Genomic DNA, 25,777 nt, shown 5'->3' with positions numbered 1-25,777 from the left:
TTTCGGCGCAACGAAAACCCGAAGGAACAAGTCACCATGTTTAAACGTTGTCTCTCCCCGCTTACGCTGGTCAACCAGGTGGCGCTAATTGTTTTACTGTCCACCGCGATTGGCGTGGCGGGTATGGCTGTCTCTGGCTGGCTGGTTCAGGGCGTACAGGGCAGCGCGCATGCAATCAATAAAGCGGGCTCCCTGCGCATGCAGAGCTATCGTCTGCTGGCGGCGGTTCCGCTGGGTGCCGATGACCAACCCCTGCTGGACGAAATGGAAAAAACGGCGTTCAGTCCTGAACTGACGCGCGCAGCTAAGCGCGATGGACAGCAGGTCCAGTTGAAAGCATTACAGGATTACTGGCATACCGAACTGGCGCCAGGACTTGCCCATGCGCAAACAGGCGATGCGGTTGCACAAGACGTTTCACGTTTTGTGACCGGACTGGATAAGCTGGTTACCGCCTTTGACCATACCACCGAACTGCGTATTGAACGCGTTGTCATGTTGCATCGCCTGATGGCCATTTTTATGGCGTTGCTGCTGGTCTTCACCATTATCTGGCTGCGCGTGCGTCTGCTGCAACCCTGGAAACAGCTGCTGGCAATGGCGCGTGCCGTCAGCCAACGCGACTTTACCCAACGCGCGCATATCAGCGGGCGTAATGAGATGGCGGCCCTGGGCTCGGCGTTGAACAATATGTCAGAGGAGTTAGCCGAGAGTTACGCGGTGCTGGAACAGCGGGTGCGGGAGAAAACGGCCGGTCTGGAACATAAAAACCAGATCCTTTCCTTCCTGTGGCAGGCCAACCGCCGCCTGCACTCTCAGGTCCCACTGTGCGAACGTCTTTCTCCGGTACTCAACGGGCTACAAAATTTAACGCTGCTACATGATATCGAACTGCGGGTCTATGACCTGGAAGATGAAGACAATCATCAGGAGTTTACCTGTCAGTCAAACATCAGCTGTGATGAAAAAGGGTGTCATCTGTGTCCGCGCGGTACCCTGCCTGCGACTGACGGCGGTATTACGCTGAAATGGCGGCTGACCGATGCGCATACCCAGTATGGTATTCTGCTCGCCACCTTGCCGCACGGGCGTCACCTTAGCCACGATCAACAGCAGTTGGTTGATACCCTGGTGGAACAACTGACCGCGACGCTGGCGCTGGACCGGCACCAGGAGCGTCAGCAGCAGTTGATTGTCATGGAAGAGCGTGCCACCATTGCGCGCGAACTGCATGATTCTATTGCGCAATCACTTTCCTGCATGAAGATGCAGGTCAGCTGTTTGCAAATGCAAGGTGAAGCGCTGCCGGAAAACTGCCGCGACCTGTTAAGCCAAATCCGTAACGAACTGAACACGTCATGGGTGCAGTTGCGTGAGCTGTTAACCACCTTCCGTTTACAGCTCACAGAACCCGGATTGCGTCCGGCGCTGGAAGCCAGCTGTCAGGAATACAGCGCCCGCTTTGGTTTTACGGTGAAGCTGGATTATCAGCTACCACCGCGTCTGGTCCCTTCGCATCAGGCGATTCACCTGCTACAAATTGCTCGTGAAGCACTGAGCAACGCGCTTAAACACTCTCAGGCCAATGAAGTGGTCGTGACGGTGGTGCAAAATGGCAAACAGGTCAAACTGACAGTGCAAGATAACGGCCGCGGCGTACCGGAAAACGCCGAACGCAGTAACCACTACGGCATGATTATTATGCGCGATCGTGCGCAGAGCTTGCGCGGCGATTGCCGTGTACGCCGTCGCGAGACAGGCGGTACTGAAGTTGCTGTCACTTTTATTCCCGAAACAAACTTCACAGAAGTCCAAGGAGATACCCATGAGTAATCTGGAACCGGCAACCATCCTGCTGATCGACGATCATCCGATGCTGCGAACCGGTGTAAAACAGCTTGTCAGCATGGCGCCCGATATTACCGTGGTCGGCGAAGCCAGTAATGGCGAGCAGGGTATCGAGCTGGCTGAATCACTTGACCCCGATCTGATCCTGCTGGATCTCAATATGCCCGGCATGAACGGTCTGGAAACGCTCGATAAGCTGCGTGAAAAATCCCTGTCTGGCCGCATCGTGGTGTTCAGCGTCTCGAATCATGAAGAAGACGTGGTAACCGCCCTGAAACGCGGCGCGGACGGTTATCTGTTAAAAGACATGGAACCGGAAGATTTACTGAAGGCGTTGCAGCAAGCAGCAGCCGGTGAAATGGTGCTGAGCGAAGCTTTGACGCCGGTGCTGGCCGCCAGCCTGCGTGCTAACCGCGCGACTTCAGACCGCGATGTTACCCAGCTCACGCCGCGCGAGCGCGACATCCTGAAACTGATTGCCCAGGGCCTGCCTAATAAAATGATTGCCCGCCGTCTGGACATCACTGAAAGCACGGTCAAAGTCCACGTGAAGCATATGCTGAAGAAAATGAAGCTCAAATCGCGCGTTGAAGCGGCGGTGTGGGTGCATCAGGAACGCATTTTCTGATATCGCATTAACGAGGATCATTTTCCGACACCGTACTAAACGGTTCGGTCAGTGATAGCGTGATCTCATTGGAAGAGACACGCTGACCCTGACCGTCTTCCACCACCACCGACAGCCGCCAACGGTTTGCTGCCCCTTCACTGCGATCCCATTTCGGCATAATAATTGTCCAGCCTTCCGCGCTTCGGGTGGTTGTCCCGGCCGTCAAGCTCAGCGCCTGTGTATCGCCCTGCCACGTCAGATGCCGAATACCGTGCAGACTGCGCACCGCAAGCTTCAGCGCCACCGTTTCGTCAGGCTTGAGATCCCACGGCGGGGTCGCCAGAAACACAGACAGCGTTTTACGCTGGCGATATTCTATCGTCGGCAGGTTGTTACGCTGCGGATCGTCATAGCGACTGCCGCGCAGAGATTGACTGCTTGCCACTTCGCTGACCATCAGCTGTTTTTTTAACGGTACGCCAAAGCGATAATTGAGCTTTAGGCCAACGCTATTCTGACTTTCCCCGCTTTCACCCTGCTTATGTTGCGCGGTCACCGTCACCAGTGGCACCGGCGTGTAATTCAGCCCCAGCTTTACCGCCACCGGGTTGTGGTATCCGGTTCCCGAATGAAACAGATCGACCCGATCGCCAAAATATTGCTCAACGCTGACGCTGGTATTGAGATGTTCATAAAACGGAACCCGCATCAGCGCGGTGAGATCGTACCCACGCGCCATACGCTGTGCTTGCGTCTCAGTGCGCACCTGCCAGGATGAGAACGGCTGGTAATAATTGGCGGATAAGCGCAAATACTCACCCCACGCTTCGGCACCTACGCCGCCGCGCGGCAGGCTTTCATCCAGCAGATTGTCATAAAACGTGTTGTAACCTAACAACCAGCCATTGCGCACCCAGCGCTGTCCAACACCCAGGTTACTGACCAGCCCCTCATCTTGTTGGGTCAACCCCATCTGGCTCCAGGTCAGGTAGCGCTGATTATCCTGCCAGGGGATAAACCAACTGCCCCGGCTGCCGGTAAAGCGGCCCTCGTTATCCACCTGTAACCCGACGCTGGCATTTCCCCAGGGAGAGAGCCAGGATTCCAGTTGCTGATTCACCTGCTCGCTGACCGTGTCACGCACCTGGCCAAACGCGAACTGCTTCGCCTGCTCGCCGGTATCCAGCCCGTTATCGGTCATGCTGGCTTCGCCAAACGCTTTAACCATTTCGGCAAAATGCTTTTCGCCTACCCGTGACTCCGCCGCCATACCGAGATCGGGCAAACCATCATTATCGTTATCGAACGGGGTGGCAGCCTGCTGAATAAACGAGGGCTGCGCGCTGGCAGCACCGCCTGCCAGGAGCAAGAGTGCAAATACCGCGGGAGAAGAAAAAATAATACGGCTCAAATCGTTAGTTGTTTCTTACATCAATTAGCCACAGCGGCATACTTATCTTAAACCATAACGTCTTCAGCTTTGATTTGCAGCCACCCTCCCTTTTTTCGGCATTATCCTGGTATCGATAAATAGGTGTAACATACCTGTCGGTTATTAACGCTCACTTGCAGCAACAGGAGTCAAAATGCAAAAGATAGTGATCGTCGCCAACGGTGCGGCCTATGGAAGCGAATCGTTATTTAACAGCCTGCGCCTGGCTATTGCCCTGCGCGAGCAGGATGGCAGCCTCGACCTGCGACTTTTTTTGATGTCGGACGCGGTAACGGCGGGATTACGTGGGCAGAAGCCGGCAGAAGGCTACAATATTCAGCAAATGCTGGAGATCCTGACCGCGCAAAACATCCCGGTCAAACTGTGCAAAACCTGTACCGATGGTCGTGGGATCACCGCGCTGCCGTTAATTGACGGCGTTGAAGTCGGTACGCTGGTGGAATTAGCCCAGTGGACGCTGGCGGCCGATAAGGTTCTGACCTTCTGACAGGCGCTTTTCAGGCAAGCGCACTGAAAGGGCCAGATATTTCCAGATTTAATCTGCCAGGGGCGCGGTTTCGCTAAACGTTAGCACGCCCTTTCAACCCTTTTCAGGGATTTTGTCATTTTTGTTTAATCGTTACGCCATTATTTGATCAAAATCAGCATCCTGTTTCTCCCCCTTTGGTGTTATGCCATGAGTGAAATGTGAACAACATCACGCAGCACTTTCGACAGAAAGTACGTTGTTTTCAAGAACGGGGTGAAAAATGGCATTAGTGAAGGCAAGTTTGAAATTATTTGGTGGGGATACCGTTGTGGTGCGCTGCTCTGAGCGCTGCCACATTCATCTGATGAGCGAGAAAAATCACGTCAAAGACACGCAGACCGACATTTTAAGCGTGCAGGATCGTGATAACGCATGGTTGACCGTGCCGTATACCGGCACGTGGAATGTTCTGATCGACAGCCACAGCCAGTCGCTGGAGCATTCCATCAGTTATATCGCAGCCTGAGTGTTCGCTGCCCGATAGCGCACACGCGCATCGGGCAGTTCACCTGATTCAGGCAAATCCCGGTCGCATGACCCCTTCCGGCAACACCTCGCCCAGCAATCTTTTAACCGTGACTATCAGTTCGTTCAGGCAATCATCCTGCATCCCTAACCGTGACAGCTCTTGTTCCAGCGAGAACAGATACTGCGCGTTGGTCCCCAATGGCCCACTGGCGGCGGCAATCAGCGGCGCAACGACCTGCGCACGCGTATCGGACTCAAACAGCGGATGCCGCGGATCCATAATGAAGACCAGCGCATTGACCGTTCGCCCGTCATCAAGCGTTAACTGACACCAGGTAGGAAGATAGCAACCGGTGATCATTTCACGCTTCCACAGCAGCGACAACTCTTGCTCCAGTGAGGCATCCGGTAAGCGATAGGCCACACCGGTGGTACGCCCTCCTTCTTTCAGGGCCAGCATCCGTCCAGGCTGACACGCCGTTCCTCGTCCTGCCGTCAGACGCAAACAAAATGCCCGGTGCCAGCCGACTAACGTTCCGGTACATGACTCTTCAAACTCTAACGCCGGGTTCCACATCAACGATCCGTAACCAAAGATCCACACCGGTCCATCATCTGGTCGGCAAGCGAGCGTAGCGGCCAGTGAGGCTGCCCGTTGTTCCGCTGACCAGAGTAGTGATTCTTCAATAGCACCAAATGCCGTCTTACAGTCGGCATTTAATAAAAAATCACGCGTTAACACCTTACACCTCCGCCACTGCAACTTCCCTGCGACAACTTTTTGACGCCTTCCGGGCTTTTTTGCTGCTCATTTTGAAACCAATATCAGGACAATAGGCAATTCACCGGCTGCATGCAAGGCAACAAAGACTCAACGGCACTTTATATCCTGTCCTTATGGCTCAGACGGGACTGGCATTTTCCCCATTATCAGTGTCAATATTTGTGCTCAATTAAAACTAACACGTTGTTATTTAAATGCTCTCTAAACAAGATAAGTGATTTTACTCACTTTAAAGCAAGAAACGGGCCATGCCGTAAAATTACGTAAAAACAGATCGGAAATACCGAGATATCTGTTATTTTTTACATTCTTTAATACATTTATAATTATATATGCCTGCAGAGATGGAGAATGACTTAAATGACACATGCACATGAGGCGGTAAAAACCCGCCATAAGGAGACCTCACTCGTCTTCCCGATTGTGGCGCTGGTAGTTCTGTTCTTATGGGGGAGCAGCCAGTCACTACCAGTGGTTATCGGCATAAATGCGCTTGCCCTGGTGGGCATATTAAGCAGCGCATTTAGCGTTGTTCGTCACGCAGACGTATTAGCACACCGACTCGGCGAACCTTATGGCTCCCTGATCCTCAGTCTGTCAGTCGTTATTCTTGAAGTCAGTTTAATCTCCGCATTAATGGCGACCGGCGACGCCGCACCTACGCTAATGCGCGATACGCTCTACTCCATCATTATGATTGTTACCGGTGGCCTGGTCGGTTTTTCATTACTGTTAGGCGGGCGTAAATTCGCCACCCAGTATATGAACCTGTTCGGTATTAAGCAGTATTTGATAGCCTTGTTCCCGCTGGCCATTATTGTGCTGGTGTTCCCGATGGCATTGCCGGGGGCGAATTTCACCACCGCGCAGGCACTGCTGGTGGCATTAATTTCTGCCGCGATGTACGGCGTGTTTCTGCTGATTCAGACCAAAACGCACCAGAGTCTGTTTATTTACGAACATGAAGACGAGGGTGACGACGACGACCCGCATCACGGTAAGCCATCAGCGCACAGCAATATGTGGCATGCGGCCTGGCTGATCGTCCATTTAATTGCGGTTATCGCGGTCACCAAAATGAACGCCAATTCGCTGGAGACTCTGTTAACGGAGTTAAATGCGCCTGTTGCATTCACCGGTTTCCTCGTCGCATTGCTGATCCTTTCCCCTGAAGGCTTGGGTGCGCTGAAAGCGGTGCTGAGTAATCAGGTACAGCGGGCGATGAATTTGTTCTTCGGCTCGGTATTAGCCACAATTTCACTGACCGTACCGGTAGTGACGCTGATCGCATGGGCAACGGGGAATGATTTGGTGTTTGCCCTGGGCGCGCCAGAGATGATTGTGATGGTCTCATCACTGGTACTGTGCCACATCTCCTTCTCCACCGGGCGTACCAATGTGCTTAACGGTGCGGCGCATCTGGCACTGTTTATCGGGTATCTGATGACGATCTTTGCCTGATGCATGAAAAAGCCGGATGCGACGCAAAGTGTCTTATCCGGCCTTCATTTTGATTGCACTTTGTCGTGCCCGATAAGCGTAAGCGCCTTCGGGCACACAGAGCAAACTTAGTTCTCAGTATCCAGTTCATCGAAGCTTTTCACCAGATCGTCAATCGCTTTGATCTGCGTGAGGAACTGCTCCAGTTTAGCCAGCGGCAGCGCGGAAGGACCGTCGCATTTTGCATTGGCTGGATCCGGATGCGCTTCAATAAACAGACCCGCCAGACCAACTGCCATACCGGCACGTGCCAGTTCGGTAACCTGCGCACGACGACCACCTGATGCAGCACCAAACGGGTCGCGACACTGCAGCGCGTGGGTGACGTCAAAAATAACCGGCGAGTTACCGGAGACTTTCTTCATCACGCCAAAGCCCAGCATATCCACAACCAGGTTGTCGTAACCAAAGTTCGCGCCACGGTCGCACAAAATAACCTTGTCATTACCGCCTTCATGGAATTTATCCACGATATTACCCATTTGACCCGGGCTTACGAACTGCGGTTTTTTCACGTTGATAACGGCACCGGTTTTCGCCATCGCTTCGACCAGATCGGTCTGGCGAGCGAGGAATGCCGGAAGCTGAATCACGTCCACAACGTCAGCCACAGGCTGCGCCTGGCTGGCTTCATGAACGTCGGTGATCACTTTTACGCCAAAAGTTTGCTTCAGTTCCTGGAAGATTTTCATCCCTTCTTCAAGGCCCGGACCACGATAAGAGTGGATGGAAGAACGATTGGCTTTATCAAAGGAGGCTTTGAACACGTAAGGGATACCCAGCTTTTGAGTAACGGTTACGTAGTGCTCACAAATGCGCATCGCCAGATCGCGGGATTCCAGCACGTTCATGCCGCCAAACAGCACGAATGGCAGGTCATTTGCCACGTTGATGTCGCCAATGCTAACCACTTTTTGTTTCATAGGATCGCCTTAAACGGTAGGTAAAGTGTCATTAATCAATGCAATACAATTTGCTTGTGCGAAATAGTATTAATCTGCGCACGGATCATTTCGCTGATCGGGTCTTCCGGACACTGCTCAACGAAATAACTTAAATCGGTTAACGCAACATGTTCACATTCCAGCTGCGCGTAAATCAATCCACGATCGCGTATTTCATACGGATCTTCAGGATTAAACTGCAATAATGCTTCGCTGGCGCGCAATGCCAGCTCCATTTGCTGTTCTTCCATCAGTGACGATTTCAGCGTGTCGAGCAGCTTACGGATCACTTCTGCGTTATCCGCTTCATCGAGATCTTCGTTAAACAGCTCCGCAACCGGGCTAATGTTGCCCTTCAGCCACACTTCCAGCGTGTGCTCATTTAACGTTTCGCCATTGAACGGGTTAATCAACCACATTTCGCCTTCCAGTGATTCAATGCGCAGGATTAACTGCGTCGGGAAAATCACCGGCACCAGCGGCAGATCCAACCGATTGGCAAGCCACAATAAGATTGCGCCCAGCGACACCGCGCTGCCCTGGCGATTTTTCAGGACCTGGTCGAGCCAGAGTGCATCAGAAAGACGATAGACGCCGCGGGTATCCGTAAACCCCCAGTCGCCGTAAAAAAGTGCCAGCAATTTATCCAGTTGCTCATCCTGAGACAGGAGCTGGCTAATTTCTTCATGCGCGAGGCTGGCCAGACGTTCCAGTTCGTCGTAGACAGATTGCGTAGGGAAATCCAGGCGGATAGATTCCGATGCCAGGATCATCCCATCGCACAGCGGCGCTTTATTAAATTCGAAATCAGCTAACGACCTCATGATTACCCCAGTAACGGTATTTTTGTGGTGGCGAGTTTAATGATGATGTACAGCACCACCAGCGCCAGCGGGAAGGCGATTAAACGCATCTGCTGGCTGCGCGCCCGACGATAATCGAGCGCAATAAAACCCAAAACGATGTAAATGATAACTCCAAACAGCTTTTCAGTCAGCCATGTACCCTGTTCGGTGAATGGCAGGATGTGCGTTTTAGCGATCAACGCCACGCCGCTGAGTAACAAAACGGTATCAATGACCGGTGGGATAACCCGCGTCCAGCGCGCAGACGCAAGGCGTGCGTCGGTATAACGCCACCAAAAACGTAGCGTGAGCAGGCCGACGGACAGCGCGATGCTAATAAGATGAACGTTGAGTAACACACTGAAGGTATTCATGCAGCGATTCGCCCGAGCGTAACACGCTCGTTGCCGCCGTAATCACGACAGGTTTCGACCGCCAGGTACCCGGCACGCATAAACGCATCGCGCACCGCCTCCCCCTGCTGCCAGCCATGTTCCAGCAACAGATAGCCACCGGGGGTTAATACGCGCGAAGACTGGTCGATGATATGCACAATATCCGCCAAACCACTCGCGCCAGCCACCAGCGCGGTCAGCGGTTCAAAGCGCACATCACCTTGCGCCAGATGCGGGTCCTGCTCATCAATGTACGGCGGGTTACTGACAATCATGTCAAACTGCTGTCCCTGCAAGGCGCTGAACCAGTCGCTTTGCAGTACTCGCACATTCTTGATGCCCAGATGCTGCGCATTGCGGGTCGCCAGAGCTACGGCATCCGGCATCCGGTCAACTGCAGTAATTTCACAATCCGGGCGCTCGGAGGCCAGCGCCAGCGCAATAGCCCCCGTACCGGTTCCCAGATCAACAACACGGCACGGTGAGGCAGGCAGACGTGCCAGCGCCTGCTCGACCAGGCATTCGGTGTCCGGGCGTGGGATAAGCGTCGCGGGTGACACGAACAGCGGCAGTGACCAGAACTCGCGAACACCGGTCAGGTGCGCCACAGGTTCTCCGCGTTGACGGCGAGCCAGCAGCGCGTTCAGCTGTTCATGCTGTGCCGCGGTTAATTCCGTTTCACCAAACGCCAGAATAAAGGTGCGCGCCTTGCCGGTGACGTACTCGAGTAAGATCTCGGCGTCACGGCGCGGGCTGTCGCTGCCCTGTAATTGGCTTATCGCTTCACGCAGCCAGTGCTGATAGTCCATCAATCCTGCTCGGACAGCGCCGCCAGCTGGTCGGCCTGGTATTCCTGGACAATCGGCTCAATGAGCATATCCAGTTTACCTTCCATCGTTTCGTCCAGACGGTAGAGCGTCAGGTTGATGCGATGATCGGTGACACGACCCTGCGGGAAGTTATAAGTACGGTTACGATCGCTGCGATCGCCACTGCCTAACAGGTTACGACGTTCGGAGGCTTCCGCCTGCTGGCGTCTCGCCACTTCGGCGGCACGAATACGCGCACCCAGCACCGACATCGCTTTGGCTTTGTTTTTGTGCTGCGAGCGTTCGTCCTGACACTCGACCACAATACCGGTCGGCAAGTGGGTAATACGAATAGCAGAATCGGTGGTGTTGACGTGCTGACCACCAGCCCCCGATGAACGGAAGGTATCAATACGCAGATCGGCCGGGTTGATGTCCGGCAGTTCGGCTTCCGGCAGTTCCGGCATCACCGCTACCGTACAGGCAGAAGTATGGATACGCCCCTGAGATTCGGTGGCCGGAACGCGCTGTACGCGATGGCCGCCGGACTCGAACTTCAGTCGGCCATACACGCCGTCGCCGCTCACCTTGGCAATAATTTCTTTGTAGCCGCCATGTTCACCTTCGTTGGCGCTCATGATCTCCACGCGCCAGCGGCGAGATTCAGCGTAACGGCTGTACATACGGAACAGATCGCCGGCAAACAGCGCCGCTTCATCTCCACCGGTCCCGGCACGCACTTCAAGGAACGCGTTGCGCTCGTCATCCGGATCTTTCGGCAGTAGCAGAACCTGCAGATGCTGTTCCAGCTGTTCACATTTTTCTTTTGCTTCGCGCAGTTCATCCTGCGCCATCTCACGCATTTCAGGATCGTCGAGCATCATCTGTGCCGTTTCGATATCTTCCTGAACCTGTTGCCAGTCCGTAAAACAGCGAGAAACATCGCTTAACTGAGCATATTCGCGCGACAGCGCACGAAAGCGATCCTGGTCTGCGATGGTTCCCGCATCGCCGAGCAGCGCCTGAACTTCTTCATGGCGTTCATGCAGGGCTTCCAGTTTGGCAACGATAGAAGGCTTCATAGGCGTAAATGCACCCTGTAAAAAATAAGATTGGTGTGCTGCTACTCCAGCCCGAGGCTGTCGCGCAGAATATTCAGGCGTTCACTATCCCCGTCACGGGCAGCCTGTTGAAGTGATTTGGTTGGTGCATGGATCAGGCGGTTTGTCAGTTTCCAGGCCAGATCCTGCATAATGGCTTGCGCATCACCGCCCTGTTCCAGGGCAGCCAACGCTTTGGCGGTCAGTTCATCACGAACCTGCTCTGACTGACTGCGATACTCGCGGATGGTCTCACTCGCGCTTTGGGCGCGTAGCCAGGCCATAAATTCGCTGGTTTCCTGCTCGACGATCGTCTCAGCTTCCACCGCCGCCGCTTTACGCTGCGCCAGGTTATGCGAAATGATGCTTTGCAGATCGTCAACGCTATACAAATACGCGTTCGACAGTTTGCCGACTTCCGGCTCTACATCGCGCGGTACGGCGATATCAACCAGCAGCATCGGCTGATTGCGGCGGTTTTTCAGCGCGCGCTCTACCATCCCTTTGCCGATAATCGGCAGCGGACTGGCGGTAGAACTGATAATAATATCGGCGTCCTGTAAACGCGCATCGATGTCACTCAGTGAAATCACCTCGGCACCGACTTCATCTGCCAGCACCTGCGCACGTTCACGCGTACGGTTAGCGATGATCATTTTCTTCACTTTGTGTTCGCGCAAATGACGCGCCACTAGTTCGATGGTCTCGCCTGCGCCAACCAACAGCACGGTCACCGTCGACAGCGACTCAAAGATTTGCCGGGCCAGCGTACAGGCCGCAAACGCCACAGACACCGCGCTGGCGCCGATATCGGTTTCTGTACGAACGCGTTTGGCAACGGAGAATGATTTCTGGAACATGCGTTCCAGCGCACTGGCGTTCAGGTGGCCTTTTTGCGAATCCGCAAAGGCTTTTTTCACCTGACCGAGAATTTGGGGTTCGCCGAGCACCAGCGAATCCAGGCCACTGGCGACTCGCATCAAATGGCTGACGGCGTCGTTGTCCTGATGCCAGTAAAGGCTGCTACGCAGGTCTTCTTCATTCAGATTATGGTATTCGCACAACCAACGAACCAGCGCCTCTTGCAGGTTGTCCTGCTCTTCGACGCTGAGATACAGCTCCGTGCGGTTACACGTCGACAACACTACCCCGCCCTGCACCATTGGCTGCGCAAGCAGGCTGTCCAGCGCCTGATCGAGCGTATCCGGCGAAAACGTTACGCGTTCTCGCAGCGATACAGGTGCCGTTTTATGGTTAATACCAAGCGCTAAAAGGGTCATGTGTGCGGGAATAGTACCAGCGTTGATAAGGTTAGACTGCGGGCATCATACAGGATGCGTGCGGCCAATAAAAGAGACAGCCCCCTTTTGGAGTAATAGCTTAGTGCACAAATTTTAGTGATTTAAGACAACGTGAACGTAGACGAGGTCAGACGGCGGCGCTAGCATTAAGAACTATAACTGCAACGTACCTCAAGGATTTGTCATCATTATGACCCTGCCTGATTTTCGCCTGATCCGCCTGCTGCCGCTGGCAAGCCTGGTCCTCACCGCCTGTACGCTCAATGCGCCGAAAGGCCCCGGCAAAAGCCCAGACTCCCCGCAGTGGCGTCAGCACCAGCAGGACGTGCGTGCGCTGCATCAATATCAGACACGCGGCGCGTTTGCCTATATTTCCGACCAGCAGAAAGTGTATGCCCGCTTCTTCTGGCAACAAACCGGCCAGGACAGCTATCGTCTGCTGTTGACCAATCCGCTGGGCAGTACCGAACTGGAACTGAAAGCCCAGCCGGGCAACGTCGAGCTTGTCGACAACAAAGGTAAGCATTACACCGCCGACGACGCCGAAGAGATGATTGGCAAACTGACCGGCATGCCGATCCCGCTCAATAGCCTGCGTCAGTGGATCCTCGGCCTCCCCGGCGATGCCACCGATTATAAACTCGACGAACAGTACCGTCTGAGCGAAGTGAACTACAGCCAGAACGGCAAAAGCTGGAAAGTAGTTTACAGCGCCTACGACAGCAAAACGCAGCCGGCGATGCCCGCGAACATGGAACTGTCAGACGGCGACCAGCGCATTAAGCTGAAAATGGATAACTGGATCGTGAAATGATGACCCACTGGCCCTCTCCGGCAAAACTGAATCTGTTTTTATACATTACCGGACAACGTGCGGATGGTTATCACACGCTGCAGACGCTGTTTCAATTTCTCGATTACGGCGACGATATCCGCATTGAGGTGCGCGACGACGGCGACATTCGTCTGCTCACCCCGGTAGCCGGGGTTGAGCATGAAGATAATCTGATCGTGCGCGCCGCGCGTTTACTGATGAAAACCGCCGCACTGAGCGGACGCTTACCCGCCGGTAGCGGCGCGGCCATCAGCATTGAAAAGCGCCTGCCTATGGGCGGCGGCCTGGGCGGCGGTTCTTCGAACGCCGCCACCGTTCTGGTGGCGCTGAACTATCTCTGGCAGTGCGGGTTGTCTGTCGATGAACTGGCAACCATTGGGTTAACTCTGGGTGCCGACGTGCCGGTATTCGTACGCGGGCATGCGGCCTTCGCCGAGGGCGTGGGAGAAATCCTCACGCCGGTCAATCCGCCAGAAAAATGGTACTTGGTTGCTCATCCTGGCGTCAGTATTCCAACGCCGGTAATTTTTAAAGACCCGGAACTCCCGCGCAACACGCCAAAAAGGTCAATAGAAACGTTACTAAAATGTGAATTCGGCAATGATTGCGAGGTTATCGCAAGAAAACGTTTTCGCGAGGTTGATGCGGCGCTTTCCTGGCTGTTAGAATATGCGCCGTCGCGCCTGACTGGTACAGGGGCCTGTGTCTTTGCTGAATTTGATACAGAGTCTCGTGCTCGCCAGGTGCTTGAGCAAGCCCCGGAATGGCTCAAAGGCTTTGTGGCGAAAGGTGTCAACCTCTCCCCATTGCATAGAGCGTTACTCTAAATCATTCGGGTTTCAGGAAGATGGCGAGATGACGAATCGCCAGGAGCATACAAAAGTATGTGACTGGTGTGAGGAATCGATGCCAGCGCACATGAAACGCGAAGGATAACGAGTAAGCCGGGCAAGCTGAGTTGCGGTGACAACGTCACCCTGTTCCAGACGTTGCATCGCGCTCTTTAATACACCGCCTGGAGAGGATACTGCCTGGCCCGCACAGTTTTCGGCAGATTCTTTCCACCAATGGACGCATGCCTGAGGTTCTTCTCGTGCCTGATATGAAGCTTTTTGCTGGTAACGCCACCCCGGAACTAGCACAACGTATTGCCAACCGCCTGTACACTTCACTCGGCGACGCCGCTGTAGGTCGCTTTAGCGACGGCGAAGTCAGCGTACAAATTAATGAAAATGTACGCGGTGGTGATATTTTCATCATCCAGTCCACTTGTGCCCCTACTAACGACAACCTGATGGAATTGGTCGTTATGGTCGATGCTCTGCGCCGTGCTTCCGCAGGCCGTATCACCGCCGTTATTCCTTACTTCGGCTATGCACGCCAGGATCGTCGCGTACGTTCCGCTCGTGTACCGATTACCGCAAAAGTCGTCGCGGACTTCCTGTCCAGCGTTGGCGTTGACCGCGTCCTCACCGTTGACCTGCATGCTGAACAGATCCAGGGCTTCTTTGACGTACCGGTTGATAACGTATTCGGTAGCCCAATTCTGTTAGAAGACATGCTGCAGCTGAACCTGGATAACCCGATTGTGGTTTCTCCGGACATCGGTGGCGTCGTGCGTGCCCGCGCTATCGCTAAGCTGCTGAACGATACTGATATGGCTATCATCGACAAACGTCGCCCACGTGCGAACGTTTCTCAGGTGATGCACATTATTGGTGACGTTGCAGGTCGTGACTGCGTCCTGGTTGATGACATGATCGATACCGGCGGTACGCTGTGCAAAGCAGCAGAAGCTCTGAAAGAACGTGGTGCCAAACGCGTATTTGCGTATGCGACTCACCCGATCTTCTCAGGCAATGCGGCAAACAACCTGCGCAACTCGGTGATTGATGAAGTCGTGGTCTGTGACACCATTCCACTGACCGACGAAATCAAAGCACTGCCGAACGTGCGTACGTTGACCCTGTCGGGTATGCTGGCCGAAGCGATTCGTCGTATCAGCAACGAAGAATCCATCTCTGCCATGTTCGAACATTAATCGAGCCCGGCTCAAAAACCCGCTGCGGCGGGTTTTTTTATCCGTTTTATTTATTTGTATGACTTATGCCAACTTCAACTATCATTTTCTAGATAGATGATGCGCTCATGGATGAAACATTATTGTGAATAAATTATTTTCCTCACATGTGATGCCTTTCCGCGCCCTCATTGACGCTTGTTGGAAAGAAAAATATACCGCCTCGCGCTTTACCCGTGACTTGATCGCCGGGATAACCGTGGGGATTATTGCTATCCCGCTGGCAATGGCGTTGGCAATTGGCAGTGGCGTTGCGCCACAGTACGGTCTGTATACCGCAGCCGTCGCCGGGATTGTTATCGCCCTTACCGGTGGTTCACGATTTAGCGTTTCTGGCCCAACTGCCGCCTTCGTGGTGATTTTGTACCCGGTGTCGCAACAGTTTGGGCTGGCAGGCCTGCTGGTTGCCACGCTGATGTCCGGGATATTCCTGATCCTTTTCGGCCTCGCCCGCTTTGGTCGGTTGATCGAATATATTCCCGTCTCCGTCACCTTAGGTTTTACCTCGGGTATTGGTATCACCATCGGCACCATGCAGATTAAAGACTTTCTTGGGCTGCAGATGGCGCATGTCCCGGAACACTACCTGCAAAAAGTGGGGGCGCTGTTCATGGCCCTACCGACCATTAACCCTGGCGATGCCGCCATTGGCGTAGTCACGCTGGGGATCCTGATTTTCTGGCCGCGTCTGGGGATCCGCCTGCCCGGTCACCTCCCGGCTCTGCTGGCTGGCTGCGCGGTGATGGGTATCGTTAACCTGACAGGTGGTCATGTAGCAACCATCGGGTCTCAGTTCCACTACATTCTGGCCGATGGCTCGCAGGGCAACGGTATTCCACAACTGCTGCCGCAACTGGTACTGCCATGGGATATGCCGGGGTCCGACTTTACATTGAGCTGGAGTTCATTACAGGCACTGTTACCCGCAGCCTTCTCAATGGCGATGCTGGGGGCGATTGAATCTCTGCTGTGCGCCGTGGTGCTCGACGGAATGACCGGCACCAAGCACAAAGCCAACAGCGAGCTGATTGGTCAGGGGCTGGGTAATATCGTCGCGCCGTTCTTTGGCGGCATTACCGCCACCGCTGCGATTGCCCGCTCTGCGGCTAACGTACGTGCCGGGGCCACCTCACCTGTTTCTGCGGTAATCCATGCAATTCTGGTGATCCTTGCCCTGCTGGTATTAGCCCCCTGGCTCTCCTGGCTGCCGCTTTCCGCCATGGCCGCGCTGCTATTGATGGTGGCGTGGAACATGAGTGAAGCCCACAAAGTGGTGGATCTGCTGCGTCACGCGCCGAAAGACGACATCATCGTGATGCTGATGTGTATGTCGCTGACCGTGCTGTTCGATATGGTGATCGCCATCAGCGTAGGTATTGTTCTTGCCTCGCTGTTGTTTATGCGTCGAATTGCGCGCATGACACGCCTGGCGCCGGTGAATGTAAACGTACCGGACGATGTGCTGGTACTGCGCGTGATTGGCCCGCTGTTCTTTGCCGCCGCAGAGGGACTGTTTACCGATCTCGAATCTCGTCTTGAAGGCAAGCGCATCATCGTCCTGAAGTGGGATGCCGTTCCGGTACTGGATGCCGGTGGACTGGATGCCTTCCAGCGCTTTGTTAAACGACTGCCGGAAGGCTGTGAATTACGTATCAGTAATCTGGAGTTCCAGCCGCTGCGCACCATGGCGCGTGCGGGTATTCAACCTATCCCCGGCCGTCTGGCATTCTTCCCGAACCGTGACGCCGCGCTGGCCGATATTTAACGTCTAGTAGTGACCGGCTGATTTTTACTTGCCGGTCACACTTCACTTCTGCAAACACGTCTGAGTTGCTATTATCATTTCCCCCTACTTCTGACGATAGCCACAGTGATGAACTCTAATTCTACGTATATCTTTCGCGAAATTACCGAGGCGGATATCCCAGCCGTTCAGTCGTTTATTATCCACCATTTGAATCTTTACTTTAGTGCCAACAGGTCACTCCCCCATCCACATGAAGATGTATTTGGCATCAATCACCAGTATATTCAGCAGCAAAGAAATCTGTTACTCGGCGTCTGGAATACGCAAGAGCAACTTATCGCCACGCTGGCTGTATGCCAGTACGATGACAGAATACCCACATTAAAAGGACGTTATTTGTTGTCCGAAACGGCTGAAATCTGTCGTTGTTATGTCGAACTGGATTACCGTAGACAAGGCATTGGCAGCCAATTAGTCGCGCTGGCAGAACAATTTTGCCATCGTCAGCAATATAAAGTGCGTTATCTTCATACTCATCACTTTTTACCCGGAGGGTATCAGTTCTGGTTGCGTCATCATTTCACCGTTTTTTCAGACGAAGGTGGTGAACAGCAAATCGTGCATATGGAAAAACAATCTTAATAATGTGACAGCGCGCTAATAATTAAATTATTTAGCAGTCCTTATTATTTATTCTTCGATTATTTCACGGAGAAAGCATTAGTTGATCAACATCAAATAATTCTCGTTTAGTTTTTCTATATTCGTTATCAATGTTAAATCCAGGTTAATGGCAAAAATACATCTTATTGATTTTTATATATTTAATCGAAATTAGACAAACATACCTACTGATTCAAGCTGTTGACGTGATAATGGGATGCCGTTACAGTCCTCGGCGACAGTATTTCAGAACCTTTTTATTATTTTGAAACGGAATATGGTGCGGATTATTTCAATCTTATGCCATAGCTGCCCCCGCAACTGTAAGCGGATGCTGAATATCCTTGTGCAGTGATAATTCACTGCAGGTCACTGTAAAGTATTTTTTATGGGAAGGCCGATATTCTGATTACCGTGAGCCAGGAGACCTGCTGTCATGGTTTTATACATTGAGTGGACGGGATGGTCCATGGGGTGATTTATTTGACGAATGAACAAAATTGATTCCTGATCAAACCGGCAACAATATGATTTATTTTCATATTAGTTTGTCTGAATTTCATGATTAGATGTCATCTATCGTCATGTGCCTGTCCCGCGAAATAAACAATGACCAGACGCTAAGATTCTGGCATCAACGGGACAATGATAATGTATTCTGATATTACCTCTTCTTACCGCAAATATTCACTTCTGGCGCTGACTGGCGCAGCACTTTTCCTGACCAGTAATATGGCTACAGCGGCGAAGACGCAATATCCGCTGACCATCAAAAATTGCGGTCGGGATATTACTTTTAATAAAGCCCCGCAGCGCGTGACCACCGTGGGTCAGAACAGCACTGAAATCCTCTACTCTTTGGGGCTGGCCGATCGCGTGGTCGGAACATCGTTGTGGTTTGGTCCGCTACCGGAACAGTTCCAGGCTGCAAACAGCAACATTGCGGTTATCGCACAAAACATCCCCAGCTTTGAAGGCATTATCGCCAAAAAACCGGACCTGGTTGCCAGTCAGTTTGAATGGCAGATTGGCCCTGCCGGTACGGTTGCTTCTTACGAACAATTCAGCGAACTTAACGTTCCGGTTTACACCGCCCCTGCCGATTGCGCAAAAGACAACGAAGACGGCGGCGATGGCGTGCGTAAAGGCATGTTTGATATCGCCATGGTCTACCAGGAAGTCGCCGATCTGGCGAAAATCTTCGATGTGCAGGACAAAGGCGACGAGCTGATAGCCAGCCTCAAGGCCCGCGAGGCTGCAGCAAAAACGAAAATCACCGGGATGGACAATAACGTCTCTGCCGTCTTCTGGTTCTCCAGCGCCGACCTGCAGCTTGATCCTTATGTCGCCGGTAAATTTGGCCCCGCCGCGTGGATCGCACAAACCCTCGGGGTGAAAAATGTCATTGATTCCGCCGAGGAGTGGCCGACGGTCGGCTGGGAAACTATTGCTAAAGCCAGCCCGTCGGTCATCGTTCTCGGCGAAATGGGCCGTCGTCGTTTCCCGGCGGATGACTGGAAGGTCAAAATGGAATACCTCAAATCTGACCCGGTCACCCAACTGATCCCGGCGGTAAAAGACAACCATCTACCGGTGATAGATGTGCAAACCATGAATGCTGGCATCAGAACCCTTGACGGGCTGGAAAAACTCGCCGATGCGCTGGTGCAGTACGGTCTGGCACATCCGCAGACCTCTCACTAATCCTTATCGCGCGTGATGCCGTGCGCGAGCATCACGCGCTTTCGCACTCAGGAAAGCCGTAAACAATGAGCGAATTACGCAGGACGCGTCGGGCGATGAGTCAGTTTACCCAACGGGCACTGCTGCACAGCCTGTGGGTCAGCGTGGTGATGTGCGGGGTGCTGCTGGCCGGGATTTCCATTGGTGAGACGTTTATCCCATGGCAGCATGTCACCCGCACGCTGGCAAACCACCTGTTTGGCAGCCAATATGCGGTAGACGCGCTAGATGCCGGGATCATCTGGAATTACCGTCTGACCCGCGCGCTGGTCTCTGCCAGCTGCGGTGCCTGTCTGGCGGTTTCCGGCGTGGTGCTGCAATCCTTACTGCGTAATGCGCTGGCCGAGCCTTATCTGCTGGGGATCTCGGCCGGGGCGTCGACGGGGGCGGTGCTGATCGCACTGACCGGGCTGGGCGCGGGGATTATCAGCATGTCACTCGGTGCGTTCATCGGCGCGCTGACGGCGTTTCTGTTTGTCGCGCTGTTAGCCGTGGCGGCCAGAGGAAAACACGGCTCTGCCACCACGCAAATTATTCTGGCCGGGATTGCCAGCTCGCAGCTGTTTAATGCCATTACCTCGCTCGTCATTACCCGCTCAGCCAATGCCGAGCAGGCGCGGGGCATTATGTTCTGGCTACTCGGCAATCTGAGCGGCGTACGCTGGCCCGACGTGGTGCTGGCGATCCCAACCGCGCTGGTCGGCATCATCGTTTGCTTTTGCTACGCCCGCCATCTGGACGCATTTTCATTTGGCGCAGAGTCGGCGGCTTCGCTGGGCATTCCAGTTAAACGCACCCGTGGCGTCCTGATTACTGCGGTGACGGGGATGACCGCCATTATGGTCTCGATTGTCGGGGCCATTGGCTTTGTCGGATTGGTTATCCCGCATGCCGCGCGGTTACTGGTGGGCAATCAGCACCACCGCTTATTGCCCGTCAGCGCCCTTATTGGCGCCATCTTTCTTATTGTCGCGGACGTCATTTCACGTACCTTGCTGCCGGGGCAGGTGCTGCCCATTGGCGTTATCACCGCGCTGGTTGGCGCTCCCGCATTTTCGATTATTTTGATCCGAGGGAATCCGAGCAAATGACGGCTAACCCACGTTTTACCTCGCCGCTACGCGCGGCAAACACGGCCAGTCATGCGGTCTGCGCGCAGCACCTGCACTGGGAGGTGAAGGGCAAAGCCATCGTCAATGATGTCTCTTTTCAGGTCGCGCCCGGAGAGTTTGTTGGCATTATCGGCCCCAACGGTTCAGGGAAAACGTCGCTGATTTCCCTGCTGGCCGGTTTACTCAAACCCTCCGCCGGTAGCGTTTCGCTCGACAGCAAAGACATTCGCGGCTATTCCCGACGCCATCTGGCGCAAAAGGTCGCCCTGGTTGAGCAGCAGGCAGAAACCAGCGAGCGTCTGACCGCCATCCAGGCCGTTTCACTCGGGCGCACGCCGTGGTTAAGCCTGCTATCACCGTGGTCGCGGACCGATGACGATATTGTGCAGACGATGCTGGAGAAAGTCGCCCTGCAACACGTCCAGCATCGCTGCTGGCATACCTTCTCGGGCGGCGAGCGTCAGCGCCTGCATATTGCCCGGGCGCTGGCGCAACAGCCGCAGGTCTTGCTGATGGATGAGCCAACGAATCATCTCGACATCCAGCATCAGATTGGCCTGCTTAACCTGGTCAAGCGCGAAAAACTGACCGTAATTGCCGCCCTGCACGACCTGAATCATGCCGCGATGTTCTGCGATCGCATCATGGTGATGACGGCCGGACGCCTGGCGATGCAGGGCCGTCCTGCGGCTGTCTTCACCCGTGAAAATCTTAACAGCTGGTTTGGCATCGATGCGATTGTCGAACGCGCTCCCGATGAGGCGAGTTGCTTCATCCGCTATCAACGACCGGCGTAAATACCACAAGGAACCGTTATGAAATGTATTAAGCAACATCTGCTCGTCCTGTGCCTGTTCGCGTTCACCTCGACGGCCTTCGCACAAACCTACGAAGTCCTGATGAAAAACCGTGGCACCGGCGGACCAATGGTCTACGAACCGGATTATCTGGCGATCCAGCCGGGCGATAGCGTGAAATTTGTTCGCAAGCACAAAAGCCACAATGCGGCCTCAATTGCCGAGCTCTCCCCCGCCGGTTACCCCGGTTTTATCGGCAAAATCGATGAAGAGATTGAAATCAAATACGACACCGCCGGTTTCTACGGCATCAAATGTTCACCGCACTACGCGCAGGGCATGATCATGCTGATCAAGGTCGGCGACGCCGTTTTGCCCAACAGCTACCGCGCGTTTAAAGCCCCTGGCCTTGCCGATAAACGCTTTCAGGATATTTATAACCGCATTGAGAAGCAGTAACAGCAACCATAAGAGGATAACGGCGGTGAATAAAAAAACAGATAGCGAGGCAGTCCACACCCAGCGGCGCGACTGCCTGTGCAAGCTGACAAAATTTGTCGGTGCCGCAGGCGTTACAGCCGCAGTCTGGCCGCTGATCTCAGCGCTGGGTCCGGACGATAAAACAGTGGCAGAAAATGAGCCTGTAGACGTTTCTCTCGCAGGAGTGGCGGCTGGCCAGACGGTGAAACGGATCTGGCAGGGAAAACTGATCCTGATTCGCCACCGCACGCCGGACGAGGTAGCGGCAGCGCAGCAGGCCGATGCCCGACGATTGCTCGATCCGCAGGCGGATAGCGAGCGGGTCACAGCGGCACATCCACAGTGGCTGATTGTTCAGGGCCACTGCCCGCACGCCGGATGCGTGCCAAACGCCAATCCCAGCGGACAGGGCTGGATTTGCCCGTGTCATGGGTCAGAATTTGATACCTCCGGGCGCGTGACGCGAGGCCCGGCCACGGCGAATCTGCCGATCCCCGATTATACTCTGGCCGCCGATGGTCTGAGCGTACGCCTCGGCGCAAAAGAGGTCTGATATGAACGCCACGTCCCCTACCACGCCCCTGCGCCATGTTCAATTTCGCCTTCCGTTCCCCCGCTCGGTGGCCGGCGTGTGGATCTTTGCCGTCGGTATCATCTTACTGGTCATGCTGGGCGTGCAAATTCTCTCCGGTATCGTGCTGGCGATGTTCTATGTGCCCACGGCAGGATCCGCGTTTGATTCCATTGTTCATATTATGCGCACGGTCAGGCACGGTGAGCTGGTGCGTAACCTGCACGCCATTGGCGCTTCACTTTTCTTCTTCGCCTGCTATCTGCATATCTTTCGCGCGATGTATTACAACGTTTACCGTAAACCGTATCTGAAGATGTGGACCATCAGCGTGACGCTGTATGTGTTACTGATGATCACCGCATTTCTCGGCTATAGCCTGATTTGGGGGCAAAAAAGCTATTGGGCCGCCACGGTCATCACCAGCTTCGCCCGCGCAATACCGTTCGTCGGCGATACGCTGTATACCTTTTTGGTCGGGGGATATACTCCCGGCACGCCGACGCTGGGCCGTTTTTATGTGCTGCACTTTATTATTCCCTTCGCCATTGTCGCGGTGACGATATGGCATGTGCGCACCGTCCAGTCGGCTTTCGCCCATGCGATGAAAAAAACGTTTACCGCCCGCGAGTCGCAACGTTTACTGTTTGATTTTCGCGTTACCGAGCGCGATGCCCTCAAACTGACGCTGTTTTTAATGCTGTTTGCCTGGTTCTTATTCTTTGCGCCGCACTATCTCAGCAGTGCTGATAACTTCATCCCCGCCGACCCGACGGTCACGCCAGCCATCGTCGCGCCCGAGTGGTATTTTTTGCCCTTCTTTTCCATTCTGCGCTGTTTTCCCGGTGAGCTGGCAGGCATTGTCGCCATGTGCGCCTCGGTATTGATCTTCTATTTCTTACCCTGGCTGGATACCTCCCGCGCGCGGTTTCGCAACTTGAGTAAGCTCGTTAAAGCCGGTTTTTGGATTTGGGTCGGCAACGCCCTCTTTCTTGGCTGGCTGGGGTCAAAAGCGCTGGTCGGACCCGATCTGGTGGACGGTTTCAGTAATGAAGAGGGCTGGATCCGCGCCGCTTCTCAGCTTTCAACGCTTATTTATTTCGCATGGTTTTTGATTGTGATGCCGTGCCGACGCTTACTGGAAAAACAGGACTAACATGATGGGACGATGGTTAACCTTTGCTGCCCTGGGCCTGAGTTTGTTCTTCAGTAACACGCTTTGTGCACAACTTCCGCCCCAACAGCCATGGACATTTAGCGGTGTGAACGGCAAATATGACACCGAACAGTTGCGTCGGGGTTTGCAGGTTTACGAAGAAAAATGCCGGGCCTGCCACGCAATGAAATATCTCACCTTTAGAGAACTGACCCAACCCGGAGGGCCGCATCTCACGCAGGCCGAAGCCAAAACACTGGCCAGTGGCTACGTGTTTACGACAGTTGAAGATGATGGCCAGCCCAGTGAACGGGACGGTACCCTGAGCGATGTTTTCGCCTCTCCTTATCTGAACGAGCAGGAAGCCAAATACCTCAACAATGGCGCGCTACCGGTGGATCTGAGCTATATCGTGCGGGCGCGAAGCTACGATCGCGGGTTTCCGCAGTTTATCTTCGATGCGTTCGTTCCCTATACCGACAACGGTGCTGATTATATTTATGCGCTGCTGACCGGCTATCTCCCTGACGATCCCGAGCTTAAGGCTAACCGCTATTTCCCCGGCGGGATTATCAATATGCCAAAACCACTGGCAGACGGTGAAATCACCTGGACCGGGCAAGCCCATATCCCACAAACCGAAGAACAGTACGCGCGCGACGTCACCGCGTTTCTGGCATGGGTGGCCGATCCGCAGTTAGCAGCAAGAAAACATCAGGGAATGTACGTGATGGGATATCTGGCGGTTGTTTTAGCGCTATTAGCGTTACTGCTGCGCATCCGGTCTCGCTCGCACAAAAATAAAGCGAGCTGAAAACCAGTCAGCGTGAGCTGGCTGGTCTGCAGAAAATGTCACCGCTTAGCTATGGCGTTGGCCATTATTACGACGACAGCGTTTATCGTAATGGCGAACCCACCAGTAACGATCGCTGATTTGTTCATGACCGCCGACGCGGGCACCCGCCAGCCAGAGTACGCCGCCAACAAAAATACTGAGCACGGCACCGTGTGCGAAAAATTGTGGCAGGTTAAATTGCGGCAGTTGATTTAAGATTGAATAGCCAACACCGACAACCATCACCACCAACCCTAAAGCCATGAGCACGTTACCGAGTAAAGAAGCGTTTTTGCGTTTCATGTGTCACCTCCGGAACTTTGGGTTGCTACAGGGAATACCCCTAATCCTTATGTGTAAAGTATAGACAACACTCCCGTTCGCATGTGCGCCAGCGATCACAATTACAAACACTCATGCAACAAAACTTTACAATTAACCTACTGAACTGTCTCATTTTCTAATAGTCCAGCAGAGCAATTATTCAGTATTTGCAGGTACGCACGCAGTTTTTTGTCAAGCGCGCCGACAGACAGTAAACTACACGCCGGTTATGGACACACTCAGGACAAAATACGTGACGATTAAATTGATTGTCGGTCTGGCAAACCCCGGCGCAGAATATGCGGCTACGCGACACAATGCAGGCGCATGGTACGTCGATTTGCTGGCGGAGAGATTACGCGCCCCCCTGCGCGATGAGCCGAAATTCTTCGGTTACACCTCCAGAGTAACCCTCGAAGGTGAAGATGTCCGTCTGCTGGTACCAACCACATTTATGAATCTGAGCGGCAAGGCAGTCGGCGCGATGGCCAGCTTTTACCGGATTAACCCCGATGAAATTTTGGTCGCCCACGACGAATTAGATCTGCCCCCGGGCGTCGCGAAATTTAAGCTCGGCGGCGGGCATGGCGGACATAACGGTCTGAAGGACATCATCAGCAAGTTAGGCAATAACCCGAACTTTCATCGCTTACGCGTGGGAATTGGTCATCCCGGCGATAAAAATAAAGTTGTCGGCTTTGTGTTAGGCAAACCGCCTGTTTCTGAACAGAAGTTAATTGATGAAGCCATCGACGAAGCGGCGCGTTGTACCGAGATTTTGTTCAAAGATGGCCTGACCAAAGCAACCAGCCGGTTACATACCTTTAAAGCACAATAAGCAGCGATGT

The 25,777-nt window shown here is 53.8% G+C and carries 27 protein-coding genes and 1 riboswitch; of the genes, 18 read left to right on the top strand and 9 right to left on the bottom strand.

What is annotated here, in order from left to right:
* Positions 1 to 36: 36 nt before the first annotated feature.
* Together narX and narL are read left to right on the top strand one after the other, a co-directional pair.
* The gene (gene narX, locus JQ822_RS05355) at positions 37 to 1,833 is read left to right on the top strand and encodes a nitrate/nitrite two-component system sensor histidine kinase NarX (RefSeq protein WP_213132574.1); all 1,797 of its coding nucleotides are present in this window, start codon (positions 37 to 39) and stop codon (positions 1,831 to 1,833) included.
* Positions 1,826 to 2,476 (top strand): two-component system response regulator NarL, encoded by a 651-nt coding sequence (gene narL / locus JQ822_RS05350; RefSeq protein ID WP_003020756.1) that lies wholly within the window; start codon positions 1,826 to 1,828, stop codon positions 2,474 to 2,476. The genes narX and narL overlap by 8 nt, the downstream gene beginning before the upstream one ends.
* 7 nt (positions 2,477 to 2,483) lie before the next feature.
* On the opposite strand, the gene JQ822_RS05345 is transcribed toward narL, so the two are convergent.
* Positions 2,484 to 3,869, bottom strand: a complete 1,386-nt coding sequence (locus JQ822_RS05345; protein ID WP_213132573.1) for a YchO/YchP family invasin — start codon at positions 3,867 to 3,869, stop codon at positions 2,484 to 2,486.
* 175 nt (positions 3,870 to 4,044) lie between these two features.
* Here JQ822_RS05345 and JQ822_RS05340 point away from each other — a divergent pair, with 175 nt between their 5' ends.
* Both JQ822_RS05340 and JQ822_RS05335 read left to right on the top strand, forming a co-directional pair.
* A complete protein-coding gene (locus JQ822_RS05340; protein ID WP_213132572.1) occupies positions 4,045 to 4,398 on the top strand; it encodes a DsrE/DsrF/TusD sulfur relay family protein in 354 nt (117 codons plus the stop codon).
* A 262-nt stretch (positions 4,399 to 4,660) separates the two neighbouring features.
* Positions 4,661 to 4,906: a DUF1883 domain-containing protein gene (locus JQ822_RS05335; protein WP_096756773.1), complete on the top strand. Its 246-nt coding sequence runs from the start codon at positions 4,661 to 4,663 to the stop codon at positions 4,904 to 4,906.
* Between the two features lie 48 nt (positions 4,907 to 4,954).
* Here the strand turns inward: JQ822_RS05335 and JQ822_RS05330 are convergent, their stop codons facing one another.
* Positions 4,955 to 5,650, bottom strand: coding sequence for a gamma-glutamylcyclotransferase (locus tag JQ822_RS05330; protein ID WP_213132571.1), 696 nt, complete (start codon positions 5,648 to 5,650; stop codon positions 4,955 to 4,957).
* 402 nt (positions 5,651 to 6,052) lie between these two features.
* Between JQ822_RS05330 and chaA the strand changes: the two genes are divergently transcribed.
* Entirely contained in the window at positions 6,053 to 7,153 is a 1,101-nt protein-coding gene (gene chaA / locus JQ822_RS05325) for a sodium-potassium/proton antiporter ChaA (RefSeq protein ID WP_213132570.1), read from the top strand.
* Positions 7,154 to 7,260: 107 nt separating this feature from the next.
* On the opposite strand, the gene kdsA is transcribed toward chaA, so the two are convergent.
* Genes kdsA through hemA form a run of 6 tightly spaced genes read right to left on the bottom strand, consistent with a single transcriptional unit; the run spans position 7,261 to position 12,565 of the window.
* Entirely contained in the window at positions 7,261 to 8,115 is an 855-nt protein-coding gene (gene kdsA / locus JQ822_RS05320) for a 3-deoxy-8-phosphooctulonate synthase (RefSeq protein WP_135322095.1), read from the bottom strand.
* Positions 8,116 to 8,150: 35 nt separating this feature from the next.
* On the bottom strand, positions 8,151 to 8,960 hold the full coding sequence (gene sirB1, locus JQ822_RS05315; RefSeq protein WP_213132569.1) for an invasion regulator SirB1: 810 nt from the start codon (positions 8,958 to 8,960) through the stop codon (positions 8,151 to 8,153).
* Positions 8,961 to 8,962: 2 nt separating this feature from the next.
* Positions 8,963 to 9,355, bottom strand: coding sequence for an invasion regulator SirB2 (gene sirB2, locus JQ822_RS05310; protein ID WP_213132568.1), 393 nt, complete (start codon positions 9,353 to 9,355; stop codon positions 8,963 to 8,965).
* Complete coding sequence (prmC, locus tag JQ822_RS05305; RefSeq protein ID WP_213132567.1) at positions 9,352 to 10,185, bottom strand: peptide chain release factor N(5)-glutamine methyltransferase; 834 nt, start codon at positions 10,183 to 10,185, stop codon at positions 9,352 to 9,354. The genes sirB2 and prmC overlap by 4 nt, the downstream gene beginning before the upstream one ends.
* Positions 10,185 to 11,267: a peptide chain release factor 1 gene (prfA, locus tag JQ822_RS05300; RefSeq protein WP_213132566.1), complete on the bottom strand. Its 1,083-nt coding sequence runs from the start codon at positions 11,265 to 11,267 to the stop codon at positions 10,185 to 10,187. The genes prmC and prfA overlap by 1 nt, the downstream gene beginning before the upstream one ends.
* Before the next feature lie 41 nt (positions 11,268 to 11,308).
* Positions 11,309 to 12,565 carry a glutamyl-tRNA reductase gene (hemA, locus tag JQ822_RS05295; RefSeq protein ID WP_213132565.1) on the bottom strand — a complete coding sequence of 419 codons (1,257 nt, stop codon included), beginning with the start codon at positions 12,563 to 12,565 and terminating at the stop codon, positions 11,309 to 11,311.
* A gap of 211 nt (positions 12,566 to 12,776) precedes the next feature.
* On the opposite strand from hemA, the gene lolB reads away from it, so the two are divergent.
* The 12 genes from lolB to JQ822_RS05235 all read left to right on the top strand — a co-directional run bounded on the left by lolB (position 12,777) and on the right by JQ822_RS05235 (position 24,584).
* Positions 12,777 to 13,400 (top strand): lipoprotein insertase outer membrane protein LolB, encoded by a 624-nt coding sequence (gene lolB / locus JQ822_RS05290; RefSeq protein ID WP_213132564.1) that lies wholly within the window; start codon positions 12,777 to 12,779, stop codon positions 13,398 to 13,400.
* The gene (gene ispE, locus JQ822_RS05285) at positions 13,397 to 14,248 is read left to right on the top strand and encodes a 4-(cytidine 5'-diphospho)-2-C-methyl-D-erythritol kinase (RefSeq protein WP_213132563.1); all 852 of its coding nucleotides are present in this window, start codon (positions 13,397 to 13,399) and stop codon (positions 14,246 to 14,248) included. Before lolB ends, ispE begins: the two co-directional genes overlap by 4 nt.
* Positions 14,249 to 14,514: 266 nt before the next feature.
* Entirely contained in the window at positions 14,515 to 15,462 is a 948-nt protein-coding gene (gene prs / locus JQ822_RS05280; protein ID WP_001518537.1) for a ribose-phosphate diphosphokinase, read from the top strand.
* Between the two features lie 124 nt (positions 15,463 to 15,586).
* Positions 15,587 to 17,266: a C4-dicarboxylic acid transporter DauA gene (gene dauA / locus JQ822_RS05275; RefSeq protein WP_213132562.1), complete on the top strand. Its 1,680-nt coding sequence runs from the start codon at positions 15,587 to 15,589 to the stop codon at positions 17,264 to 17,266.
* A gap of 108 nt (positions 17,267 to 17,374) precedes the next feature.
* Positions 17,375 to 17,890: a GNAT family N-acetyltransferase gene (locus tag JQ822_RS05270; RefSeq protein ID WP_213132976.1), complete on the top strand. Its 516-nt coding sequence runs from the start codon at positions 17,375 to 17,377 to the stop codon at positions 17,888 to 17,890.
* 243 nt (positions 17,891 to 18,133) lie between these two features.
* A riboswitch (cobalamin riboswitch) is annotated at positions 18,134 to 18,361 on the top strand.
* A 201-nt stretch (positions 18,362 to 18,562) separates the two neighbouring features.
* Entirely contained in the window at positions 18,563 to 19,615 is a 1,053-nt protein-coding gene (locus JQ822_RS05265; RefSeq protein ID WP_213132561.1) for an ABC transporter substrate-binding protein, read from the top strand.
* 65 nt (positions 19,616 to 19,680) lie between these two features.
* Positions 19,681 to 20,745 carry a FecCD family ABC transporter permease gene (locus JQ822_RS05260; RefSeq protein ID WP_213132560.1) on the top strand — a complete coding sequence of 355 codons (1,065 nt, stop codon included), beginning with the start codon at positions 19,681 to 19,683 and terminating at the stop codon, positions 20,743 to 20,745.
* The gene (locus JQ822_RS05255; RefSeq protein ID WP_244848695.1) at positions 20,742 to 21,563 is read left to right on the top strand and encodes an ABC transporter ATP-binding protein; all 822 of its coding nucleotides are present in this window, start codon (positions 20,742 to 20,744) and stop codon (positions 21,561 to 21,563) included. The genes JQ822_RS05260 and JQ822_RS05255 overlap by 4 nt, the downstream gene beginning before the upstream one ends.
* 18 nt (positions 21,564 to 21,581) lie before the next feature.
* Positions 21,582 to 22,022 carry a pseudoazurin gene (locus JQ822_RS05250; protein WP_213132559.1) on the top strand — a complete coding sequence of 147 codons (441 nt, stop codon included), beginning with the start codon at positions 21,582 to 21,584 and terminating at the stop codon, positions 22,020 to 22,022.
* A 25-nt stretch (positions 22,023 to 22,047) separates the two neighbouring features.
* Complete coding sequence (petA, locus tag JQ822_RS05245; RefSeq protein WP_213132558.1) at positions 22,048 to 22,596, top strand: ubiquinol-cytochrome c reductase iron-sulfur subunit; 549 nt, start codon at positions 22,048 to 22,050, stop codon at positions 22,594 to 22,596.
* Between the two features lies 1 nt (position 22,597).
* Positions 22,598 to 23,770, top strand: a complete 1,173-nt coding sequence (locus tag JQ822_RS05240) for a cytochrome b (protein WP_213132557.1) — start codon at positions 22,598 to 22,600, stop codon at positions 23,768 to 23,770.
* A 4-nt stretch (positions 23,771 to 23,774) separates the two neighbouring features.
* On the top strand, positions 23,775 to 24,584 hold the full coding sequence (locus JQ822_RS05235) for a cytochrome c1 (protein WP_213132974.1): 810 nt from the start codon (positions 23,775 to 23,777) through the stop codon (positions 24,582 to 24,584).
* Positions 24,585 to 24,629: 45 nt separating this feature from the next.
* Here JQ822_RS05235 and ychH read toward each other — a convergent pair whose 3' ends face one another.
* Positions 24,630 to 24,908 carry a stress-induced protein YchH gene (gene ychH / locus JQ822_RS05230; RefSeq protein WP_213132556.1) on the bottom strand — a complete coding sequence of 93 codons (279 nt, stop codon included), beginning with the start codon at positions 24,906 to 24,908 and terminating at the stop codon, positions 24,630 to 24,632.
* Between the two features lie 274 nt (positions 24,909 to 25,182).
* On the opposite strand from ychH, the gene pth reads away from it, so the two are divergent.
* On the top strand, positions 25,183 to 25,767 hold the full coding sequence (gene pth, locus JQ822_RS05225) for an aminoacyl-tRNA hydrolase (protein WP_016153302.1): 585 nt from the start codon (positions 25,183 to 25,185) through the stop codon (positions 25,765 to 25,767).
* The last annotated feature ends 10 nt before the right edge of the window (positions 25,768 to 25,777 follow it).

Origin of the sequence: Citrobacter sp. FP75, from assembly GCF_018342065.1 — a bacterium.
Classification (GTDB): domain Bacteria; phylum Pseudomonadota; class Gammaproteobacteria; order Enterobacterales; family Enterobacteriaceae; genus Citrobacter.
The sequence above is the reverse complement of the archived record's forward strand: the minus strand, read 5'-3'. Positions and strand labels throughout refer to the sequence as shown.

What these genes read in the sequence shown, in the direction of transcription:
- narX (WP_213132574.1), top strand. Translation starts at nt 37, where the DNA reads ATGTTTAAACGTTGTCTCTCCCCGCTTACGCTGGTCAACCAGGTGGCG.
- narL (WP_003020756.1), top strand. Translation starts at nt 1,826, where the DNA reads ATGAGTAATCTGGAACCGGCAACCATCCTGCTGATCGACGATCATCCG.
- JQ822_RS05340 (WP_213132572.1), top strand. Translation starts at nt 4,045, where the DNA reads ATGCAAAAGATAGTGATCGTCGCCAACGGTGCGGCCTATGGAAGCGAA.
- JQ822_RS05335 (WP_096756773.1), top strand. Translation starts at nt 4,661, where the DNA reads ATGGCATTAGTGAAGGCAAGTTTGAAATTATTTGGTGGGGATACCGTT.
- chaA (WP_213132570.1), top strand. Translation starts at nt 6,053, where the DNA reads ATGACACATGCACATGAGGCGGTAAAAACCCGCCATAAGGAGACCTCA.
- kdsA (WP_135322095.1), bottom strand. Translation starts at nt 8,115, where the DNA reads ATGAAACAAAAAGTGGTTAGCATTGGCGACATCAACGTGGCAAATGAC.
- sirB1 (WP_213132569.1), bottom strand. Translation starts at nt 8,960, where the DNA reads ATGAGGTCGTTAGCTGATTTCGAATTTAATAAAGCGCCGCTGTGCGAT.
- sirB2 (WP_213132568.1), bottom strand. Translation starts at nt 9,355, where the DNA reads ATGAATACCTTCAGTGTGTTACTCAACGTTCATCTTATTAGCATCGCG.
- prmC (WP_213132567.1), bottom strand. Translation starts at nt 10,185, where the DNA reads ATGGACTATCAGCACTGGCTGCGTGAAGCGATAAGCCAATTACAGGGC.
- prfA (WP_213132566.1), bottom strand. Translation starts at nt 11,267, where the DNA reads ATGAAGCCTTCTATCGTTGCCAAACTGGAAGCCCTGCATGAACGCCAT.
- hemA (WP_213132565.1), bottom strand. Translation starts at nt 12,565, where the DNA reads ATGACCCTTTTAGCGCTTGGTATTAACCATAAAACGGCACCTGTATCG.
- lolB (WP_213132564.1), top strand. Translation starts at nt 12,777, where the DNA reads ATGACCCTGCCTGATTTTCGCCTGATCCGCCTGCTGCCGCTGGCAAGC.
- ispE (WP_213132563.1), top strand. Translation starts at nt 13,397, where the DNA reads ATGATGACCCACTGGCCCTCTCCGGCAAAACTGAATCTGTTTTTATAC.
- JQ822_RS05270 (WP_213132976.1), top strand. Translation starts at nt 17,375, where the DNA reads ATGAACTCTAATTCTACGTATATCTTTCGCGAAATTACCGAGGCGGAT.
- JQ822_RS05265 (WP_213132561.1), top strand. Translation starts at nt 18,563, where the DNA reads ATGTATTCTGATATTACCTCTTCTTACCGCAAATATTCACTTCTGGCG.
- JQ822_RS05260 (WP_213132560.1), top strand. Translation starts at nt 19,681, where the DNA reads ATGAGCGAATTACGCAGGACGCGTCGGGCGATGAGTCAGTTTACCCAA.
- JQ822_RS05255 (WP_244848695.1), top strand. Translation starts at nt 20,742, where the DNA reads ATGACGGCTAACCCACGTTTTACCTCGCCGCTACGCGCGGCAAACACG.
- JQ822_RS05250 (WP_213132559.1), top strand. Translation starts at nt 21,582, where the DNA reads ATGAAATGTATTAAGCAACATCTGCTCGTCCTGTGCCTGTTCGCGTTC.
- JQ822_RS05240 (WP_213132557.1), top strand. Translation starts at nt 22,598, where the DNA reads ATGAACGCCACGTCCCCTACCACGCCCCTGCGCCATGTTCAATTTCGC.
- JQ822_RS05235 (WP_213132974.1), top strand. Translation starts at nt 23,775, where the DNA reads ATGGGACGATGGTTAACCTTTGCTGCCCTGGGCCTGAGTTTGTTCTTC.
- ychH (WP_213132556.1), bottom strand. Translation starts at nt 24,908, where the DNA reads ATGAAACGCAAAAACGCTTCTTTACTCGGTAACGTGCTCATGGCTTTA.